The following is a 16,978-nucleotide window of genomic DNA, read 5'->3' on the forward strand; positions in this document are numbered from 1 at the left end:
CACCTCAGCCCAGCAGCGGAGCAATGATGTGACTATGGCTCTCCATGCCAGTCCGGCTGAGACGGCACCGCTTTTGACGGTACGGCGGCTCAGCAAAAGTTTTTCCGGACAGAAGATATTAGACGACCTTTCCTTCCAGGTGTTGCCGGGCGAGATCCACGCATTGGTCGGCGAGAACGGCTGCGGCAAGTCGACGTTCATCAAGTGCCTTGCGGGCTTCCATCAGCCGGACGATGGCGCGGAAATCGAGGTCATGGGCAGGGTGCTTTCCTTGCCCTATTCACCCTCCGACGCTGGCTCATTTGGCTTCAGCTTCATCCACCAGAATCTTGGTCTTGTTCCTACCCAGAGCGTTGAGGAAAATCTTGCCCTGTCGCGTGGTTTCCGGAAATCCTTTGGCTGGCGTATCCGCTGGCGTGACGAAAGGGAAAGGGCGCATCAGGCGCTCGCCGGCTTCGGGGAACACATCGATCCCGATACGCTGGTGGCCGACCTGCCGCAGGCTGATCGCACGCTGGTGGCGATCGCGCGGGGAATGCAGCGGTCCGAGGGTCATCCGGGTATACTTGTCCTCGATGAGCCCACGGCGGCTCTTCCAGCCGATCAGGTCCAGCATCTATTCGAGATGTTGCGGGAGATCGCGGCGAAGGGCGTGGGTATCGTCTATGTTTCGCATCGCCTCAACGAAATCCTCGAACTCTGTGATCGGGTGACCGCCTTGCGCGACGGTCGGCGCGTCGCGACCCGCCCAGTCGCCGGCCTAAGCGAACGCGAACTGGTGGAACTCATCATCGGCCGCTCGCTCGACAGCTATTATCCGCAGGTCGACCGTGTTCCCGAAAGCGAACGCCTGCTTGAGGTCAAGGGTCTCGTCGGAAATCGGGTCCGATCCGTGGACCTGGCAATTCGGCGTGGCGAGATCGTCGGCATTGCGGGCCTGCTGGGCTCCGGCCGAAGCGAGCTCGGCCGGCTTCTGTTCGGTGCCCAGCAGCGCCGCTCCGGCACCGTGAGCCTCGGCGGCGAGATGCTGGCCCTGGGATCCCCGTCGGACGGCCTCCGCAGCCGGATCGGCTATGTTCCCCAGGACAGGCTCGGCCAAGGCGGCGTCGGTCGAATGACGGTGGCGGAAAACCTTCTGCTGCCTGACATGGGTTCGGTTTGGAACGGCCTAGGCATCTCCGCTCGGAAGGAGCGGGAGATAGCTGACGACGTCATCCGACGCTTCAACATCCGCCCGCCCTACAGCGATGCGACGTTCTCGACGCTTTCGGGCGGCAATCAGCAGAAGGCTATCCTGGCACGTGCGCTTCGGCTCGCCCCGAAGCTCCTGATTCTGGATGAGCCGACGCAAGGTATCGACATCGGCTCCAAAGCCGAGATCTATGAAATCATCGCCAACGCCACCAAGAACGGCATGGCCCTACTGCTCGTCGATTCCGATTTCGAGGACCTATGTCGGCTTTGCGACCGAGTCCTCGTTATGACGGAAGGTACGATTGTGGCGGAACTGGCAGGCGCTACAAAAACAGCCAACCGCATATCGGAAATTGTTTATCTTTCTAAGGAGTCCCTGCAATGAGCTCTGCCGCGCTTACTTCCGGTAAGGCTCGATCCAGCGCATTTGCCGTTCGGCATGCCGGCTTGTTCCTTCCGCTTCTGATGGTAGTGTTCATCATAGCGTTCTCGATCCTCGCGCCTGGGACGTTCGCATCGCCTCGAACCGCCATCACCCTGTTGAGGACCGAGTCCGTTTCAGCCATACTTGCGATTGCACTGCTCTTCCCGCTGATCGTCGGCGAGTTCGACCTGTCCGTCGGCGCCAACCTTGGTCTCAGCGCAATTCTCGTGACGGGCTTGCCGTCGCTTCAGGGCTTCAATCTCGGCATCGCCATTCCCGTGGCCATAATCGCCTGCGGTACGGTGGGACTGATCAACGGGCTGCTGGTCGCCAAGATCGGCATCAACGCGCTTGTAGCCACGCTTGGGACAAGCGTAATCGTCACCGGAAGCGTGTTCTGGTACACCGACGGCAACGTTATCTTCAGCGACATTCCGGAAGCGCTGCCGCTCTTGGCGCAGGGCAACATTCTCGGCATTCCCATCCCCGCCTATTTCCTGCTCGGCGTAGGTCTGGCGGCCTGGTATACGCTGCAGCACACGCCCCTCGGGCGTTACTTCTACGCTATCGGCGGATCGAAGGATGCCGCGCGTTTGTCCGGTCTCAACGTCGACAATCTGACGGTGCTTTCTTTTGTGATCGCCGGCGTGCTGGCCGGCATCGCAGGCGTTCTCCAATCGGCGCTGCTCGGATCGGGCAATCCGAATGTCGGGCCGGCCTTTCTCCTGCCCGCCTTCGCGGCGGCCTTCCTGGGTGCAACGGCCATCCAGATCGGTCGCTTCAACGTACTTGGAACGATCATTGCCGTGTTTACCGTCGCCATTGGCATCAATGGCCTGCAATTGCTTGGCGTCCCATTCTATGTTGCGCCGATATTCCAAGGCCTTTCACTGATCGCAGCCGTCTCCGCCGCGCGAATGCTTCGCGGTAGCCGAATCTAAGTTCGCCGGACGTCCGTGAAAGGCGCTGGTAGAAAACACCAAGGAGCAGATACCATGACAAAGGCCAGAAAAGTTATCGGAGCCGTCGCGCAGGTCCGTCAGGAGTTTATGAACACTCCGGCCAATCTGGCCAAGGCCGTACGCGCCATTGAGGATGCCGCAAAGGATGGCGCCGAGATCATAGCCTTCAGCGAATGCTATCTCGGACAGTTCCCTTATTGGGCACTCTATTACGATGTGTCAGCCATAAATTTCACCAAGGTCATCACGGCACTCTACGAAGGCGCGGTTTCAGTTGGCGGCGAAGAATGCCGGGTACTTGCCGAGGCCGCACGCCGCAACCGGATACATGTCGTCATGGGCTGCAACGAACTCTCCGATGAGCCGGGCAGTTCGACGATCTACAACACGCAACTGTTCTTCAGCAAACAAGGCGAATTGATAGGTCGCCATCGCAAGCTCATGCCGACCTATGCCGAGCGCCTTGTCCATGGACGCGGCGATGGCCGTGACCTGCGCGTTCATCAGACGGATATCGGCAACGTCGGCAGCCTCATTTGCTGGGAACACCATATGACCTTGGCCAAATACACGATGGCAACACTGGGCGAAGAGATCCACGTCGCCTGCTGGCCAGGCTTGTGGCGTGTCGGAAGCGCTGCGAAGGGAGAGCGGCCTATCGAGGCCGACCTGACACCCCCCTTTAGTTGCGACGCCGAGGTGGCTATCCGCGAATACGCGATCGAGACATCGAACTTCGTGCTGAGCGCTTCCGCCTACTTGCCACCTGAGAATATTTCGGACGAATGGCGCGAAACGATTGGGCCGACTCTGAATGCCGATTATGCGATTGGGGGCAGCGCGATTGTTGCTCCCGGCGGTGGTTATATCATCCCGCCGGTGATCAACGAGGAAAGACTTCTGGTCGCCGAGTTGGATTTTGCGGTGCGCCGGCTCGCCAAGGCCCAGTTTGATCCGTTAGGTCACTATTCCCGACCGGACGTCTTCAGTCTTCAGCTGCACGATCCTCTTGGCCGCGAACTCAGGTATTCCGCGCCGCAATCGGCTTCCGCCGCACCTTCGCCGGCAACGCCTGAAAGGAACCAGCGCATTGTCGACGAAAGCGAAAAGAAGCACACGGTGATCGACGAAGTTTTGGTCGAGCGTGGGTGATCGCAGCTTCGAAATGCCGACGATTGGCCGGAGAACAGATACGACCTGCCAATTGTATCGTGGGTCCGATCGGCCAACCGTCTGGAGTATCTGTTGTGCCGTCGCGGGGTCCCGGGCCAGAAAGGCCATGGATGGCATAGGCTGCATCCGGAAAACGGGTGGCCTATTCTCTTGGCCCGATGAAGGGAGCGAAGTGTGCGAGAAGAAATGAATCGGGGGCAGAAACCTTCGGAGAAGCGTGTCATCGGCGTCGAAGTGACGGAGGCAATCCGTAACGCCATCGTATCTGGTGAGTTTCTACCAGGCAGCCGCATCCGACAGGAGACGCTCGCCTCGCGATATGGAAGCAGCCGCATCCCCATCCGGGAAGCCTTGAAGCGGCTGGAGAGCGAGGGGCTCGTCGTCGTCGTCCCCAACAGCGGGGCATGGGTGGCGAAGATCGATATCGCCGAGGTGGAGGAAACCTACAAAATACGTCAGCGTCTGGAACCTTTGGCGATCTTCGAGAGTGTCCAGCACATTTCGCCGGCGACTGTCGCGCGGCTCGGGACATACCTCGACCAGATGGAGGCGGAAAAGGATCCTGAGGAGTTTCTACGGCTGGACCGCGAGTTTCATCTCCTGACCTACGAGGGCGCGCGCATGCCTATGCTGATTGGGATGGTAGAGCGTTTCTGGAACACCACGCAGCATTACCGGCGCGTGTTCCTGGATGCAATCAACGCACGCGCAGAGTGGATAACCCACTATGAGCACCGGCTGTTGCTCGACGCCATCGAACAGAGGGACGCGGCCGGGGCGGAGAGGATCCTTGCAAGCCATTTGCGGAGGTCGCAAATCGAGCTGACGAAACGGCTGACGGAGGGGCCACCCGTCGAGATGGGCGGCGCGCTTTCAAATCGCAGCAGCATCCCTCGTTCTTGAGGTCCCGTCCGCGCTCGTCGGTCGAAGTTTATGGCGGTCGTAGGCGAAATCATGTGGCGCCTGTGTCCAATCGCGTCTCGGCTCGGGGTATGCCGGTCTCGTTCAAAGGCGCCGGACGAACTGACGAACAACCAAAAGCTCATGGAAGAGCTCGCCGTCTGAAGCAGGATCGGAGAACGACATGACAAAGATGACCGCACCGCTCGAGGTCGGGCTCGCGGTCCGGGATCTGCCGCGTATGCGCGCCTTCTATGAGGTGGCGATAGGCTTAAGCTTCGTTTCGGAAATCGAGGTGCCTGGCCCTAAGGCCGCGGAGGTCGCCCTTTCCGCGGGCGGATATGTTGTCGTCCGCCTCCAGACCGAGAAAGGCGAGCGCATCAAGCTTCTCTGCCCGGACCGCCTGCCGGACACCAGATCCGAAGAGGGGCTCATCCTGGAGCGGCCGGGCTCCAGCTATCTCACCTTCATTGTCGACGATCTCCAGGGGCTGCTGGACCGGATGATTGCATACGGCGCGGAATCAATGACCGGTCCGAAGGCTATCGAAGTACGCCCTGGCACATGGCTGGCCTTCGTGACCGATCCCGAGGGCCATATCGTCGAGATCGTCCAGTATGACGATCTCGACGGCTATCGCAGAGATCTGTGAGACAGAAGCCATGACTTTCGATTTTGAAAACCGGACGCTTGTGGTCACGGGCGCCAATGGCGGCATTGGCCGCGCGACTGCGGAACTCTACCGTTCGTCCGGCGCCAATCTGGTGCTGACGGATCTGGACCAGGCAGCATTGGAAGGATTTGCCGGATCGCTCGGAGACGGTAGCCGGATCGCGACCCTCAAGGCGGATGCATCGAGCGCCGAGGATGCCGAAAAGACAGTCGAACTCGCGACTCGCAAATTCGGAGGCATCGACTTTCTGGTTCCGTCGGCAGGCATATATCAGGCGAGACCTTTCGTAGACATGTCGGACGCGGACTGGCACCGCACCATATCGATCAATCTCGATGGCGTCTTCTATCTCTGCAAGCGTGCGTTGCCGGCGCTAAAAGACGGCGCCTGCATCGTCACGATTGCCTCGCTTGCCGCCTATCGGGGAGCCTATGCCAACGTTCACTACGGCGCGACCAAGGGTGCGATGGTGTCGATGACGCGTGCCTTGTCTCGCGAACTGGCTCCCAAAATTCGCGTCAACGGCGTCGCCCCGGGCATCATCGAGACGCCGATGATCGGCGAACTCCTGAAAACGCGCACGGACGAGAGCATTTCCCAGACGCCGTTAAGACGATTAGGAAGGCCGTCCGAAATCGCTTCGGTCATCGCTTTCCTCTGCTCCCCTGCCGCAAGCTTCATCACTGGCGAGACGATCCAGGTGAACGGCGGAATCTACATGGCCTGAGGACGCGCACAATGACAGGACTTCTTGAAGGCAAGCTTGCAATCGTGACCGGCGCTGCCCGTGGCCTTGGCGCTGCGATCGCCGCCGGGATGGCGGCGCAGGGCGCAATGGTCATCCTTGCCGATGTGGATGGTGTCGCAGCCAACACCCAGGCCGCGACGATCGCGGCCGGCGGGTTGAAGGCCGAGGGCCACACGCTCGACGTGACGGATCGCCATGCCGTGGGCAGTTTCGCACAGGGCATACTCTCTCGCTTCGGTGGTCTCGACGTCCTGGTCAACAATGCGGGCGTCGCCGGCCGTGCTTCGTTCGACCAGCCGGAAGCGGTCGATGTGTGGGACCGGGTGATCGGCGTCAATCTGGACGGCGTGTTCAACGTATCGCATGCACTTGTACCGGCGCTGGCAGCCCGGCAGGGCAATGTGGTGCATCTCTGCTCGGTCGCAGGCTTCGTGTCCGGTGGCTCCACAGCCGGCTATGTCGTCTCGAAAGGCGCCATCCGCTCGCTCACCCAGGTCATGGCCCGCGATCTCGCGCCGCACGGCGTCCGCGTCAACGCGGTAGCCCCCGGCATCATGATGAGCGAGATGGCGCTGGCCCAGCTCAGCCGCCAAGGTGGTGCCGACTGGTTCATGAACAGGGTGATGATGAAGCGCATCGGCGAGACTGCCGAAGTCGTCGATCCTGTAATTTTTCTGGCATCATCCATGGCAAGCTACATCACCGGCACGACCCTGCCGGTCGACGGCGGCTTCCTCGCGGCCTGATCCTCCGGAGACAAACAATGCCCGACTATGACGACCTCCTTCCGAAAAGCTCCTGGCGAGGAGTTCGGCCAACCGCCGCCGAACGCGCAGCGTTCGACGCCGGGCTAGGCGGCACGATGCTGGCGCAGCTGCACCTCATCCGGGCGTTCGAGGAGAAGGTGCTGGAACTGGCAGGGCAGGGGCTCGTCCATGGTCCAGCCCATTCCGCGATCGGCCAGGAAGGCGGCGCTGTGGGTTCCGCGGTTTCCATGAGGCCTTCGGACCAGATCAACGGTTCACATCGCGCCCATCACCAATTCCTGGCCAAAGCCCTGAGCTACGTCGCAAAGGAGGGTATCGATCCGAAGACCGAGTTCGGCACAGAAATCCGCGCCCTGGCGCAGCGCACCCTTGCGGAAATCCTCGGCCTGGCGCAGGGCTTCTGCCGCGGCCGTGGCGGCTCCATGCACCTGCGCTGGGCCGAATCCGGCAATCTGGGCACCAACGCTATCGTCGGCGGCGGCGTTCCCATGGCGGCCGGCGCAGCCTGGGCGCATAAGCGGGCCGGCAAGGGCGACGTCGTCTATACCTATTTCGGTGACGGAGCGACGAATATCGGCTCTGTCCTGGAGACCATGAATCTCGCAGCGGCCTGGAAGCTGCCGATCTGCTTCTTCATCGAAAACAATCGCTACGCGGTGTCTACCCACGTCGAGGAAGTGACTGCCGAGCCTCGCCTTTCCTCGCGCGGCTTAGCCTTCGGCATTCCGTCTTTCAAGGTCGACGGAATGGACGTGCTGGCCGTCCATCTCGCCTGTCAGGAGGCGAATGCCATCATGCGCGAGGGCGGCGGGCCGACGATCATCGAGGCCGATGTCTACCGCTATTTCCACCAAAACGGCCCGCTGCCCGGAAGCGCCTTCGGCTACCGTTCAAAGGAGGAAGAGGCGGAATGGCGCAGGCGTGATCCGATCCACGCCATGGCGAAGGAACTGCAGGAGCGCCAGGCCATCGGCGAGGATGCAGTCAAGGGGCTGCGGGACCGCTGCGTCAGCCTGATGAACGACGTCGCCGGTGAATTGATCGAGATGCACGACGGCAGGCGCCGCATCGTTCCGTCGCTGTGGCCGGAGGAGGGTTTCCGGGACTTCGGCCTGCGCGGCGATCTTTCGGAATTCGACGGCGCGCGCTTTGAGGAACTGGAGAGCTTCTCCGGCAAGGTCGTGGACGACGGCCGTTTCATCGATGCGGTCGCCGACGTCATGGCGCAGCGTATGAAAACGGACGACCGCATCGTAGTCCTCGGCGAGGATGTCCACCGGCTGAAGGGCGGTACGAACGGCGCAACGCGTGGCCTTTCGGCCGAGTTCCCGGATCGCATCCTCGGCACGCCGATCTCGGAAAATGCATTCACCGGTCTCGCCGGCGGCATGGCGGCCGACGGGCGCGTTTTGCCGGTCGTCGAATTCATGTATCCGGATTTCATGTGGGTGGCGGCCGACCAAGTGTTCAACCAGATCGGCAAGGCACGCCATATGTTCGGCGGCGACAGCGACATGCCGGTCGTGCTGCGAACCAAGGTGGCGATGGGCACAGGCTACGGCTCACAGCATTCCATGGATCCTGCCGGCATTTTCGCGACGGCTCCGGGCTGGCGCATCGTCGCGCCGTCCACACCGTTCGACTATGTCGGCCTTATGAACTCGGCGCTGCTTTGTCGCGATCCGGTCCTGGTGCTGGAACATGTCGATCTGTACGCATCGAAGGGACCGGCGCCCGCCGACGATCTCGACTACTTCATTCCGCTAGGTAAGGCGAAAGTCGTGCGGACGGGATCGAAGGTCTCGGTCCTGAGCTATCTCGCCATGGTCGCCAAGACGATGGCGGTGGTCGAGGAACTCGGCATCGACGCTGAAGTCATAGACTTGCGCTCACTCGACCGTGCCGGCCTCGACTGGCAAACCGTGGAAGCGTCAGTCCGCAAGACCGGCAACGTGTTGATTGTCGAGCAGGGCGCCTCCGGCACCTCTTATGGCAGTTGGCTCGCCGATGAACTGCAGCGCCGCTGCTTCGACTGGCTCGACCAGCCGATCGCGCGCGTCCACGGCGCCGAGGCATCTCCTTCGATTTCCAAGGTGCTCGAGGCGGCCGCTGCCGCCCGTCCGCGCGACATCGAGTCGGGTCTGCGCGCCGCTATGGCAAACCAGGGCCTAGCAGTCGAAGCCTGAGACAAGGGAAGACAAAGATGCCAATCGAAATCGTGCTGCCTGCGCTTTCGGCAGGGATGACAGACGCGGTCATCGCTCGTTGGCTGAAAGCCGAAGGCGATATCGTCGCAAAAGGTGAGCTCATCGCGGAAATCGAGACCGACAAGGCGACGATGGAGATAGAAGCTGTGTGCGACGGCCGCATCGGCAAGCTGCTGGTCAAGAACGGCGCCAGGGCGGAAGTGAACCAGATCATCGCCGTCCTGCTTGGCGAGCGCGAGGATGCTGCGGCCATCGCATTGCCGAGAACGGGGCCTGCTACTTCACCAGCCACTGCAAAGCCGGCTGAAACAGAACCGGCTACAGCCGCCACACCGGAATCCGTCGGCGATACGAGCACGACGAAGGTGGATGCGGGTGCGCGACGCAAGGCCTCGCCGTTGGCACGAAGGCTGGCGGCGGCGCAGGGAATATCGCTCGACCGGATCTCTGGCAGCGGACCAAGGGGCCGCATCGTTAGCATCGACATCGAACGCGCCGCTACGTCCGCTGCCACGCATCTCCAGGCAGCACCGGAGGCGAGCGAAATCCCACCCGCACCGCCGCAGCCCTCTAACGGCATACAAGTTGGCATCGGCGAGTACGAGTCGATTCCCCATAGTTCGATGCGCCGCACGATCGCCCGCCGGCTGGTGGAGGCGAAGACGACGGTGCCGCACTTCTATCTCAACCTGGATTGCGACATCGACGCGCTTCTCGCTCTGCGCTCACGCATCAACGAGACTCGGGAGGCTGTAGAGCGCATTTCGGTCAATGACTTCGTCATCAGGGCTGCTGCCGTCGCCCTTCGCAAGGTGCCGGATGCGAATGCGATATGGACAGACCAGGCCATGCTTAGGCTTTCGGATGTCGATATCTCCGTGGCTGTCGCGACGGATGGTGGCCTGATCACCCCGATCATCCGCAAGGCCGACGAGAAGAGCCTCGGCACGATTTCAGCCGAAATGAAATCGCTCGCTGCCCGTGCTCGCGAGAGCCGCCTGAAGCCCGATGAATTTCAGGGTGGCGGCTTTTCCATCTCCAATCTCGGCATGTATGGGATCAAGTCTTTCTCAGCGATCGTCAATCCCCCGCAGGGCGCCATTTTGGCCGTCGGCGCGGGTGAACGCCGGCCCGTGGAACGCAATGGCGAACTGGCCTTCGCAACGCTCATGACCTTGACCTTGTCGATAGACCACAGAGCCGTGGATGGCGCTCTCGGGGCTCGGCTTCTCGGCGCGATGAAGGCGGCAATCGAAGAGCCTATAAGCCTGCTTGTGTAGAGAACGAGCCACTGATCAGGCGGCATGACAACGTCTTGTCCGATCCAAAAGACACTCGGCGCGGGCATGGCTCGGAGACTTTGCGACAGTTCGAACGCCTTCCAGGACAGGGAGATCTGAATGCCCATCGTTGAAATCAATCCCGTCGAAATCGCGCGACGGCAGAGCCATTGTGGCCGGCGCGTCCTCGTGACAGGAGCCGGGAGAGGTATCGGGCGCGCGATCGCACTCGGCTTCGCAGAGCGCGGCGCCAACGTGGGTGTCGCCGACATGAATGATGATGACATCGCTGAAACAGTCGGGATCATCCAGGCTTCGAACCGGGGATCTGCTTTCGCGATTAAGGTTGACGTGTCGGATTTCGATGCACTTGACCGTGAACTCAAGAAGGCTGTCGCGAATGTCGGCGGCTCGTTCGACACAGTCATCAACAATGCAGGCATTTCGCCCAAACATAATGGCGTCGCCCACAAGGTGTGGGAGATGGATCCGGGCGAGTGGGCTCGTGTCCTGTCCGTCAACCTGACGGGATGCTTTAACACCATTCGGGCGCTATCCCCAGCGATGCGCTCCGCAGGTGCTGGGTGGATCGTCAACATGTCCTCCGTGGCGGGCAAGACGCATATGCCGATCGTTGCCTGCCATTACGCAGCGACCAAATCCGCCATCCTGGGGTTCACCAAACACCTTGCCGCCGAGCTTGCTCCCTATGGAATCCGCGTAAACGCGATCGCGCCGGGCCGCATCGAGACGCCGATGGTGATGGCGGTCCCAAAAGAAGTGAACGATGCGCAGGTCACCATGACTCCGATGGGGCGCCTTGGCAAACCGGAGGAAGTCGCCGATCTCGCACTCTATCTTTCGTCTCCAGAATCCAGCTTCATAACAGGGCAGACGATTGATGTCGCAGGTGGACTACTGATGACCTGATCCGCCAACCCGCAATTGACAAAAATAAACTCAAGGAGCGTGCAATGACGATCAGCGGGCACACGAAAGTCTTTTCCATTCTCGCCCAGCCTGTTCACCACGTCAGGACGCCGCAGGCGCTGAACGCTCTTTTCAAGGAACGGTGTTACGACGGGGTGGTCGTACCGATCGAGGTCGCTCCCGGCGACGCGATCGCCAAGGCGTTCGACGCCCTGCGCGCGTTCAACAACTGGGGGGGTACGCTTGTGACCATCCCTCACAAGACGGCGGTTCCCGCGCTCTGCGATACGCTCACGGAGAGGGCCCGCGTCGCCGGAGCGGTCAACGTTGTACGGCGGGAGCGGGACGGGAGCCTGACCGGCGAACTCCTCGACGGCGTTGGCTTCGTGCGGGGCCTTCGCGATGGCGGCTTCGACCCAAACGGCAAGGCAGTGTTCCTGGCAGGCGCTGGGGGCGCCGCTTCCGCCATTGCCTTTGCATTGGTTGAGGCTGGCGTTTCACGATTGACTGTCGTCAACCGTTCGCAGCCGAAGTCCCAGGAACTCGTCAGCCGCCTGCAAGAGCGATTTCCGACAGTGTCGTTTGCCACCGTCGGAACGCCCAAGGCACACGATATCGTCATCAATGGTACGTCACTCGGCTTGCGCGACGACGATCCCTTGCCGATCGATCCCCGACTGCTTGAGCCCGAAATGCTGGTCGCGGAGGTGATCATGTCGCCCGCGGAGACGGCCCTGCTGTGCGAGGCTAGGCAGCGGGGCTGCCTCGTTCATCCCGGCGGGGCCATGCTCCAAGGACAGCTTACAGAGATTTTCAGCTTTCTCACTGCTTGAGGCCACAAAGCTTCTTAAGCGGGCTCTGTCGCAAACTTGGAATGGACAGTGACCCGCCATTTTCAGCTTGCCCGCCATGCGTGCTCCCGACACCCCAATCCCGTTAGGTGGACGGTAGTCGATCGATCCGTGCAGCGGAACGCGGATGGGCGCGTCGCGCCTATCATACCTGATAACAATCGGATCGAACAGGATCACAGGCGTATCAAGCGCCGCGTTCGATCCATGCTCTGCTTCAAGTCGTAATCCTCTCCGGCATCGAGATGATCCATATGATGCGCACGCGACAGGCGAGGTATGCCTACAATCCCAGTCCGTCGATCGCCGAGCAGTTTGATATCTGGCCTCACGATAACTTACTGGTCCTATCAGGAGGGGATCCTGGGCGCACTTGGCTATAAAAATGGGCCAGTATATTCCCAGCCTCAGTATCAGAAGCGATAAATGCAAAAACCTGGCTGAGCGCAAAATAGGCTGCGCCTTGCGGTAAGGCGCTGCCGAAATATTCCGAAATTTGCTGCATTTCTGATACCCACCTTTGGCCCTTCGGAAGCATGTTGGGAACGGATTTCGAGAACGATCTCAGCAAGTCGGGCTGCGATTTGGCCAGTTCATTCACCAAGGCGACGCCGCAGCCGCTCTGTTCAGCGGCGAGCGCTGATATGCTTGCGATCGCGATCAGTCCTTTCGTGATCGCCGCGTAGCTTAACTTCAGCGCCGAGGCAGCGCCCAGGTCCGAATGCATGACAGAAATCTGGAGGCCGAGGTCCCCATACTCTTTCAGTAATGATGCGTTGGGCCCTGAAGCATATAGAATGGGACCCGGCGTTGTGACTGACCAGTCTGCAAGGCCAATGATGCCGCCATCGACGACCTTGATGTCGGCTTCGGACAAGTGGTTGGCGATGCGATGCATCAGCGCTGGCGATATCGCGTTCCAGTCACAGTAGACCGGCCTGCGAGATTGCCCTCGGCAAATTGAGGCAACGCGCTCAGCTAGCGGCAATGCCGCTTCGGACGGAACGACGGAGAAAAAGAAATCTGCCTCGCAGATTTCTGGCTCCTGGATCACCTCAATACCGGCTTCCATGGCTCGCTGAACCGATGCTTTACTACGAGGCGCAGACGTGACCACACGATGTCCCTTGGCGATCATACGTCTCGCCAGGGTGACCCCCATTTCGCCGACGCCTGCTAGCGCGATCGTTTTGCTCACATTGTCCCTTTCACAGCCAGAACGGATTGATCTTAAGAGACCTGAAGGCGTGTAGCTTGTCTCAAGCCACCAGGTTGGCCGTTCTTTCAATCAGCGCCTCCAATTGGGCGAATTCGAAAGGCGTAATGTCAACGAGCGGCGGCCTCGGCAGGCCGGCCGGGCGGCCTATGATTGTAGCGCCGGCGCGCAATATCGTAACCGCATATCCTGGCTTGTCGCCACGGATTCGGGAGTAGGGCGCGTAGAATTCCCTCAGGATCTCATCTGAACGGGCGCGATCATTGTTTGCCAACGAATGCTGGAATGCAGTGGCGATGGCGGGGACGAAGTTGAACACACCCGAAGAAAAGGTCGGGATACCCATGCCCGCGTAACTGTAAGCGAACATTTCGGCAGTCGGCATCCCGTTGATGAGCAACAGCCGACCGGCCAATGCCAGTCGTAGCGACAAAATGGTTTCAATTTTGCCGTGGCCGTCTTTGACGCCGACGAAGTTGCTACAGGCATCGGCCAACCGCTGGATCGTCTCCACGGCCAGCTCGCATGTACCCCGATTGTAGACGATGACACCTATTTCCACGCTATCGCAAACAGCACGAATGATATTGAACAACCCATCTTGCGTTGCTCGTGTCATGTAAGAAGGCATCAGGAGGATACCGTCCGCGCCGATAGCCTCCGCCCTTCGAGCACCCGCTGCCGCTAATTGAGCATTATACCCAACCGAGGCAATGACCGGAGTCGAAGTCCCGCGTGTTTCGATCGCCGTCTCGAGCAACGCATCATATTCTTCACCGCTCAGTGAAAAGAACTCGCCGGCGCCCGCGCCAGGAAAGATCGCGGCCGGCCCAAAGGTGTTCATCCATTCAAGCCTGCGCGCATAGGCATCGACGTCGATGCTGCCGTCGGAAGAATAATCCGTGATGGGAAAAGACAGGACGCCAGTCTGCAGGGTGGCTGAAAGGCCTTCGTTTATCTGATTTTTGCTCACGCTAAACGGTCCTCGTCCATCTTGCCCTGCGAAAAACGGGCTTCTTGAACTCGCGGGGCTAAAGGTCATGTTGACTTTCGTGCATAATGCATTATTTCTCGACTCGCAAGAGGGCGGGATTACGGCCCCTCGGGAGGAGACAATGACAATGAAAAAGAGTATCGCTGCGCTTGCGTTTGGACTGCTGACGGTGGGCCTGGGATTTCCAGCCGACGCTGGCACATCATCCAAACGTATTGCTTTTTCAGTAAATTATGCCGGCAACACATTTCGCCAGCAGATGATCAAAGCGTTCCAGAACGTGGCCGATAAGGCTACATCGGACGGGATCATCGCAGGCGCCAAGGTATTCGTGACATCCGAAAACTCGGTCACCGAGCAGGCTGCTCAGGTTCGTAGCCTTGTTCTGCAGGGATATGATGCGATCGTAATTACCGCGGCATCGGGCGACGCGCTCAACGGCGCCGTGAAGGAGGCCTGCGACGCCGGCATCTTTGTCGTGACCTTCGATGGCTTGGTCTCGGAGCCATGCGCTTACAAGATCGAAGTCGACTATCACAGCCTGGGGCTTCAACAGGGGGAATTTTTCAAGCAGCGTCTGCGTGATGGAGGCAATCTCCTTCAGGTGCGCGGAATTGCCGGAATCCCGGCTGAGCAGCAGATCAGCGATGGGCATTTCGACGGGCTGAAGGATTCGAAATTCAAGGTAGCCGGCACGGTCTATGGACAGTGGACGCAAACGGTGGCTCGCAAGGAGGTGGCGGCGATATTGCCGACCCTTCCCGAGATCGCGGGCGTGCTTACCGAAGGCGGCGACGGATTTGGCACCGCCCAAGCCTTCGCTGACGCGGGGCGTCCGGTTCCCGTTATCTTCCTGGGCAATAGGTTCGAAGAACTGAAATGGTGGAAGGAGCAGCGTGACGCTAACGGCTACAAAACGCACTCGGCCGCAAGCAATCCGGCTTCGTCCACATTGGCCTTTTGGGTTGCCCAGCAGCTGCTGGACGGCGCCAAGGTGCCGAACCACCTCCCTGACAATTTGGTCACGGTCGGTCCGGACGAGTTGGACTCTGCGCTTGCCAACATTAAGCCGGGCGAGGTGGTGAGCAAGTCGTATACCAAGGACGATACAATCAATCTGATCAAGGCCACTCAATAATTGCAGAGGAAGGCGACCCTGTCCGGCAGTGCAATGGGTCGGATGATTGGGTCGGGTTGGGACTTGGAGGCGAGATAGGGTGACGGACATCATTACACTGCGCAACGTCTCAAGATCGTTCGGTCGGATCGTTGCAGTCAATGATGTGTCTGTCACCTTTTCTCGGGGCCAGCGTGTCGGTCTTGTCGGTCACAACGGAGCTGGGAAATCAACTCTGCTTCATCTGATCACCGGCAATCTCACGCCTACCGGAGGCGCCGTGGAGCATGGCGGCCAGGCCGTTGCCTCAACCACCCGGGGCAGGGCAGACGTCCGCTGCGTGCAGCAGGAGCTGAGCCTGTGCGCCAATCTCACGGTCGCCGAAAACATGCGCATCACATTTCCCGCTTTGCGTGGATTGGGCTGGAGACGCTCCGCCCGGGCGGCCATCATGCGCTCCCTGAACGCAACATTTCCAGACCATGGCATCGATCCAAATGCTCTTGTTGCAAATTTGCCTTTGAGCAAACGCCAACAGGTCGAAATAGCACGCGCCTTCGCTGTGCTCGACGGTGAACCCATGCTCGTCATTTTGGACGAGCCGACCTCTTCGCTCGATCGAACCGCCAGCGAGCAACTGTTCAAGTACATCGAGCAGTTTGTCGCCAGCGGCGGATCGGTGATCCTCGTAACCCATAAAATGGACGAGGTCTTCAGGGCCACTGACCGTATCGTCGTGCTACGGGATGGCGCCAAGGTGGCGGACGGCCCCACGACGGACTTTTCCTTTGAAAGCCTTGTAGGAAAGATGGGTCATGCCGTAGCCAGCAAACCGGCTCCTTCGCGCCGATCCGGAGCGCCCGAAACGGCTTCGCCCAGGATCACGACGCGAGATGCCGCCGGCAAGCAGCTCATCGCCCGTGCAGGCGAGATTGTCGGTCTGGCCGGTTTGGCCGGTCACGGCCAAACGGAGATAATCCGCAACATTCTCGCTGAACACCGCGTGAACGGAGCGGCTCGAACGTCGATGCCGGAGGTAGCCCTGGTGGCTGGGGACCGCCGGAGCGATGGTCTGTTCGCGGCTTGGTCGATCAAGCGGAACATATCAATTTGCAGCCTACATCGGCTAGGATCGAGCATCGGCCTCAATCTCGGAGCTGAGCACGATCTCGCGCGCCATTGGTGCGAGGTGCTGCAGGTCAAGTGCGAAGGTGTCGATGCGCCCGTCATGTCGCTCTCGGGCGGTGGACAACAAAAGGCGCTGTTCGCACGAGCATTGGCGTCCGGCGCGGAGTTGATCCTGATGGACGACCCGATGAGGGGTGTGGACATCGGGACCAAGCGCGGCGTCTACGAGCTAGTCCGACAAGAGGCAGACAAAGGACGGGCCTTTATCTGGTACACGACGGAATTCGATGAGCTTCTCGAATGCGACCGCGTCTATGTGGTGCGCGATCATCTGATATCGGGCGAACTGGGCAGAGACCAGGTTTCGGAAGAGAACATTGTGGCGCTTTCTTTTGGACAGTAAACGGGAGGGGT

At 60.2% G+C, this 16,978-nt stretch carries 15 protein-coding genes and 1 pseudogene; 14 read left to right on the plus strand and 2 right to left on the minus strand.

The genetic code is table 11. The annotated features are described in order from the left end of the window. Positions 1-34: 34 nt before the first annotated feature. From EJ067_RS34035 to EJ067_RS34090, 12 genes and pseudogenes are all read left to right on the plus strand, one after another. The gene (locus EJ067_RS34035; RefSeq protein WP_189510263.1) at positions 35-1,579 is read left to right on the plus strand and encodes a sugar ABC transporter ATP-binding protein; all 1,545 of its coding nucleotides are present in this window, start codon (positions 35-37) and stop codon (positions 1,577-1,579) included. Between the two features lie 62 nt (positions 1,580-1,641). Then, positions 1,642-2,559 carry an ABC transporter permease gene (locus tag EJ067_RS34040; protein ID WP_189510265.1) on the plus strand — a complete coding sequence of 306 codons (918 nt, stop codon included), beginning with the start codon at positions 1,642-1,644 and terminating at the stop codon, positions 2,557-2,559. A 54-nt stretch (positions 2,560-2,613) separates the two neighbouring features. Continuing rightward, positions 2,614-3,732, plus strand: a complete 1,119-nt coding sequence (locus tag EJ067_RS34045) for a carbon-nitrogen hydrolase family protein (RefSeq protein WP_126089398.1) — start codon at positions 2,614-2,616, stop codon at positions 3,730-3,732. 207 nt (positions 3,733-3,939) lie between these two features. Continuing rightward, the gene (locus EJ067_RS34050; protein WP_126089399.1) at positions 3,940-4,656 is read left to right on the plus strand and encodes a GntR family transcriptional regulator; all 717 of its coding nucleotides are present in this window, start codon (positions 3,940-3,942) and stop codon (positions 4,654-4,656) included. Between the two features lie 181 nt (positions 4,657-4,837). Next, positions 4,838-5,305, plus strand: coding sequence for a VOC family protein (locus EJ067_RS34055; protein ID WP_126089400.1), 468 nt, complete (start codon positions 4,838-4,840; stop codon positions 5,303-5,305). Between the two features lie 10 nt (positions 5,306-5,315). Continuing rightward, positions 5,316-6,053, plus strand: coding sequence for an SDR family NAD(P)-dependent oxidoreductase (locus EJ067_RS34060; protein WP_126089859.1), 738 nt, complete (start codon positions 5,316-5,318; stop codon positions 6,051-6,053). An 11-nt stretch (positions 6,054-6,064) separates the two neighbouring features. Next, positions 6,065-6,820, plus strand: coding sequence for an SDR family oxidoreductase (locus EJ067_RS34065; protein ID WP_126089401.1), 756 nt, complete (start codon positions 6,065-6,067; stop codon positions 6,818-6,820). Positions 6,821-6,837: 17 nt separating this feature from the next. Next, positions 6,838-9,027 carry a thiamine pyrophosphate-dependent enzyme gene (locus tag EJ067_RS34070; protein ID WP_126089402.1) on the plus strand — a complete coding sequence of 730 codons (2,190 nt, stop codon included), beginning with the start codon at positions 6,838-6,840 and terminating at the stop codon, positions 9,025-9,027. Positions 9,028-9,044: 17 nt separating this feature from the next. After that, positions 9,045-10,328, plus strand: coding sequence for a pyruvate dehydrogenase complex dihydrolipoamide acetyltransferase (locus EJ067_RS34075; RefSeq protein ID WP_126089403.1), 1,284 nt, complete (start codon positions 9,045-9,047; stop codon positions 10,326-10,328). Positions 10,329-10,448: 120 nt separating this feature from the next. Continuing rightward, the gene (gene fabG, locus EJ067_RS34080) at positions 10,449-11,258 is read left to right on the plus strand and encodes a 3-oxoacyl-ACP reductase FabG (protein ID WP_126089404.1); all 810 of its coding nucleotides are present in this window, start codon (positions 10,449-10,451) and stop codon (positions 11,256-11,258) included. A gap of 44 nt (positions 11,259-11,302) precedes the next feature. Beyond that, the gene (locus EJ067_RS34085; protein ID WP_126089405.1) at positions 11,303-12,091 is read left to right on the plus strand and encodes a shikimate dehydrogenase; all 789 of its coding nucleotides are present in this window, start codon (positions 11,303-11,305) and stop codon (positions 12,089-12,091) included. Between the two features lie 174 nt (positions 12,092-12,265). Further along, positions 12,266-12,492 (plus strand): annotated as a pseudogene (locus EJ067_RS34090) (hypothetical protein); the annotation flags it as partial. On the opposite strand, the gene EJ067_RS34095 reads toward EJ067_RS34090, so the two are convergent. Both EJ067_RS34095 and EJ067_RS34100 read right to left on the minus strand, forming a co-directional pair. Then, a complete protein-coding gene (locus EJ067_RS34095; protein ID WP_126089406.1) occupies positions 12,438-13,307 on the minus strand; it encodes an NAD(P)-dependent oxidoreductase in 870 nt (289 codons plus the stop codon). The pseudogene EJ067_RS34090 and the gene EJ067_RS34095 overlap by 55 nt on opposite strands. 61 nt (positions 13,308-13,368) lie before the next feature. After that, positions 13,369-14,298 carry a 5-dehydro-4-deoxyglucarate dehydratase gene (locus EJ067_RS34100; RefSeq protein ID WP_189510267.1) on the minus strand — a complete coding sequence of 310 codons (930 nt, stop codon included), beginning with the start codon at positions 14,296-14,298 and terminating at the stop codon, positions 13,369-13,371. Positions 14,299-14,440: 142 nt separating this feature from the next. Between EJ067_RS34100 and EJ067_RS34105 the strand changes: the two genes are divergently transcribed. Together EJ067_RS34105 and EJ067_RS34110 are read left to right on the plus strand one after the other, a co-directional pair. Beyond that, positions 14,441-15,457 carry a substrate-binding domain-containing protein gene (locus tag EJ067_RS34105; RefSeq protein ID WP_126089408.1) on the plus strand — a complete coding sequence of 339 codons (1,017 nt, stop codon included), beginning with the start codon at positions 14,441-14,443 and terminating at the stop codon, positions 15,455-15,457. 79 nt (positions 15,458-15,536) lie between these two features. Beyond that, positions 15,537-16,967 carry a sugar ABC transporter ATP-binding protein gene (locus EJ067_RS34110; RefSeq protein WP_126089409.1) on the plus strand — a complete coding sequence of 477 codons (1,431 nt, stop codon included), beginning with the start codon at positions 15,537-15,539 and terminating at the stop codon, positions 16,965-16,967. The last annotated feature ends 11 nt before the right edge of the window (positions 16,968-16,978 follow it).

The sequence above is a fragment of the Mesorhizobium sp. M1D.F.Ca.ET.043.01.1.1 genome (assembly GCF_003952385.1).
GTDB lineage: Bacteria > Pseudomonadota > Alphaproteobacteria > Rhizobiales > Rhizobiaceae > Mesorhizobium.